Genomic DNA, 3,296 nt, shown 5'->3' on the forward strand with positions numbered 1-3,296 from the left:
TCGCGGCGACGGCGGGCAGGCGTTCGGCGGCGGTGCGCAGGGTGCCGGAGACCGGGGGCTGCACGCCGGTCGGGTCGACCACCGCGCCCTCCGACCGCGGGAAGAACTCGTACCAGGCCCCGTACAGCGCGCGCTTGCGGTCCACCTGCAACGGCATCGGCCGCGACGCACTCACCAGCTCCCGCAACGGATGGCGGCTCAGGACGGCCGCGATCTCGGGGCGGTGGGCGGCGGCGAGGCGTTCGCCGCCGGGCGTGCCGGGCCGGCGCAGGTCGGCGGCGGCGGTGAGCAGCGCGGTGCGGCCGGCGCCGCGGGGGACGCCGTCGGCGGCCTGCTCCAGCAGCTGCGCGCCCTCCTCCAGGGTGACGTCGACGTCCTGGCCGGCCGGCACCTTGATCCCGGCGCGGTGGAGCCAGGTGGTGACGGGGTCGCCCCAGCTCTCGACGGTGTACGTCCAGCGGCCGGGGGCCGGCGCGGTGACGTGGGCGCCCCACCGGTCGGTGCCGGGGGCGAGTTCGCGCATCGGCGTCCAGGGGCCCTTGCGGCCGCGCGGGCCGCGCAGCACCACGTTGGCGCCGACCGCGCCGTGGCCCTCGCGGAAGACGGTGGCGGTCACCGCGAAGCGCTCGCCCTCGACGGCCTTGGCCGGGCGGCGGCCGCCGTCGACGGACGGCTGCACGTCGAGGACCGGTATCCGTCCGACGGCGTCGGGGCCCGGCCCCGGTCTCTCCTGGCGGCTCGTCACCCGTCGGCCGGGACTGTTCACGGGAGCACTCCTCCGGGGGATCCGGACGGCGGTGGTGCTGCTCATGGCCCGGTTCTCCTCTCGTGGTCGATGGTGGCGGGCCGCCCCCGCTCCCGGGCGGGAGCGGGGGCGGAAGGGGTGGTGGTCAGGCGTTCCGGGGTGCGCGCAGGGCGAGCTGGTCGATGATGGTGCGGGCGAAGAGGTGGCAGTGGTTGCCGGTGCGGGCGGTGACGAGGTCGTCGTCGACGACGACGTCCTCGTCGATGTAGACGCCGCCCATGTTGCGGAGGTCTCCGAGCAGGTTGTTGTGGACGACCGCCCGGCGTCCGCGGATGACCGACGGGATCGGCGCGGCGAGCCACATGCCGTGGCAGATGATGCCCTTGACGATGGCCGGGTCGGCGAAGGCCCGGCGCAGGAACAGCGCGGCCGGCGGGAGCTTGTCGACCTGGTCGGTGTAGCGCAGCCGGTCGGCGACGATGCCGGAGGGCACGATGACCGCGCCGTACTCCTTGAGGTCGTACTCCCCCATGTCCTCGAAGGACTCGTCGACCTCGAACGGCATCCGGTACTCGTGGCCGCGGAAGACGATCCGGTCGTTGCCCCACAGCCGGGTGAGGAAGTGCACCTCGCCGCCCTCCTCGGCGAAGCGGCGCTGGTAGTAGAGGATCTCGGGTTCGTAGAAGTCGCTCTCCATGAGGACCGCTATCTTCTGTCCCTCGATGCGCACGGTGGTCTCCTCCTCCCTGGGGTCAGCTGTCGCGTCCGATGACGAGGTCGATGAGGAACGGGCCCGGGTGGGCGAGCGCCTCGCTGATGGCGGGTGCCACCTGGTCGGCCTTCTCGACGCGGACCGCGCGCACCCCGAGCGACTCGGAGAGGGCGGCGAAGTCGATGGCGGGCCGGGACAGGTCGAAGATGTCGGGGAAGTCGTGGTGCTCGATGTCCTGGCTGCGCCAGTACTGCTCGATGTTGTCGTCGAGCAGCTTGTAGCGGCCGTTGTTGCAGATGACGAACTTGGCGGCGATGTCGTAGCGGGCCGCGGTCCACAGGCCCTGCACGGTGTACATGCTGCCGCCGTCGCCGGTGAAGCCGACCACGGTGGCCCCGGGGTGGGCCAGCTTGGCGCCGATCGCGCCGGGGATGCCGACGCCGAGCGAGCCGCCGCGGGTCTGGAACCAGTGGCCGGGCCGGTTCGGCGGGTTGTGGCGGAAGATGCCGGGCGAGGAGGTGAGCGCCTCGTCGAAGAGGATGGCGTCCTCGGGCAGCTGCCGGGCCAGTTCGTGGCCGAAGACCGCGGCGGAGAGCGGCAGGGAGTCGGCGTCCGTGAGGTCGTGGACGACGGCCTGGGCGCGGGCGGCGGCCTTCTCGCCGGCCCAGCGGTCGATCCGGCGGGCGGCGTCGGCGCGGTCGCCGGGCGTGAGGCGGCGCTCCAGGGCGCCGGCGAGCAGGCCGAGGGAGCGCCGCGGGTCGGCGACGAGGCCGAGGTCGACGGGGAAGTTCTTGGCGATCGCCGCGGTGTCGAGGTCGATGTGCACGACGGGGGCGCCGGGGGCGAACACGCCGTCGAGGGAGGGGTACACCTCGGGCAGCGCGTAGGTGCCGCAGATGAGGACGGCGTCGGCGGCGGCGGTCACGCGGGCGCTGTTCGCGCCGAACATGTGGCCCAGCTGGCCGCGGTAGCACGGGTGGTCGGCGGGCAGGTTGACCTCGGCCCAGTCGGCGCCCCACACCTCGGCGCCCCAGACCTCGGCGAGTTCGGCGAGCGCGTCCTGGGCGCCGGAGAAGTGGATGCCGTCACCGGCGACGATCAGCGGCCTGCGGGCGCCGGCGAGGAGTTCGGCGGCCCGCTCGACCGCGTCCGGGTCGGGGCTGCTCGCGGTGTCGGGGAAGGAGGTCGGCACGACGGCCTCGCTGGTCTCCGCGTCCATCACGTCGGCGGGCAGCACCACCATGACCGGCCCGTACGGCGGGGTGGCGGCGACCTTGAGGGCGCGGCGCAGCACGCGCAGCGTCGACTCGGGGTGGACGACGCGGGTCGCCCACTTGGTGACCGGCTCGGCCATGGCCACGAGGTCGGCCGCCATCTGGGCGTCCATGCCGTCGTAGGCGAGGCCGGACTCCCCGACGACGACCACCAGCGGGGCGTGGCCGCGCTTGGCCTGGTAGAGCATGCCGATGCCGTTGCCGAGGCCGACACCGGAGTGCAGCTGGAGCACGGCCGGCCTGCGGGTCGCGCGGGCGTAGCCGTCGGCGATGCCGACGACGACGGCCTCCTGGAGCGACAGCACGTACTCGATCTCGGGGAAGCCGCGCAGCTCGTCCAGGAAGCCCTGCTCGACGGTGCCGGGGTTGCCGAACATGTGGGTGATTCCGTCGGCTCTGAACTGTTCGAGCATCGCCACCCGGGCGGGCCTGCTGGCCATGGCGTCCTTGCCTCTCGGTCGTGGGGTCGGGGCGTGGGGTAGGGGCGCGGGCCCGGGGGGGGGACCCCGGGCGCGGGCGGCCCGGGGGACGCCGTGGAGCCCCCCAGGCGGCGGGCCCGCGCCCG

Annotated in this window: 3 protein-coding genes; all 3 read right to left on the minus strand. The window is 74.3% G+C overall.

Annotated features, from left to right (window positions below; all coding sequences use genetic code 11):
- The coding region (locus SNE206_RS39015; protein ID WP_407918345.1) for a maltotransferase domain-containing protein at positions 1–811 on the minus strand (811 nt) is incomplete at its 3' end.
- A gap of 79 nt (positions 812–890) precedes the next feature.
- Positions 891–1,475: a DJ-1/PfpI family protein gene (locus tag SNE206_RS39020; protein ID WP_407918346.1), complete on the minus strand. Its 585-nt coding sequence runs from the start codon at positions 1,473–1,475 to the stop codon at positions 891–893.
- A 22-nt stretch (positions 1,476–1,497) separates the two neighbouring features.
- Positions 1,498–3,171: a thiamine pyrophosphate-binding protein gene (locus SNE206_RS39025; RefSeq protein WP_407918347.1), complete on the minus strand. Its 1,674-nt coding sequence runs from the start codon at positions 3,169–3,171 to the stop codon at positions 1,498–1,500.
- Positions 3,172–3,296 lie beyond the last annotated feature (125 nt).

The sequence above is a fragment of the Kitasatospora sp. NE20-6 genome, from assembly GCF_045862635.1.

Coding starts and splice junctions, on each gene's coding strand:
- SNE206_RS39025 (WP_407918347.1), bottom strand. CDS start 3,171: ATGGCCAGCAGGCCCGCCCGGGTGGCGATGCTCGAACAGTTCAGAGCC.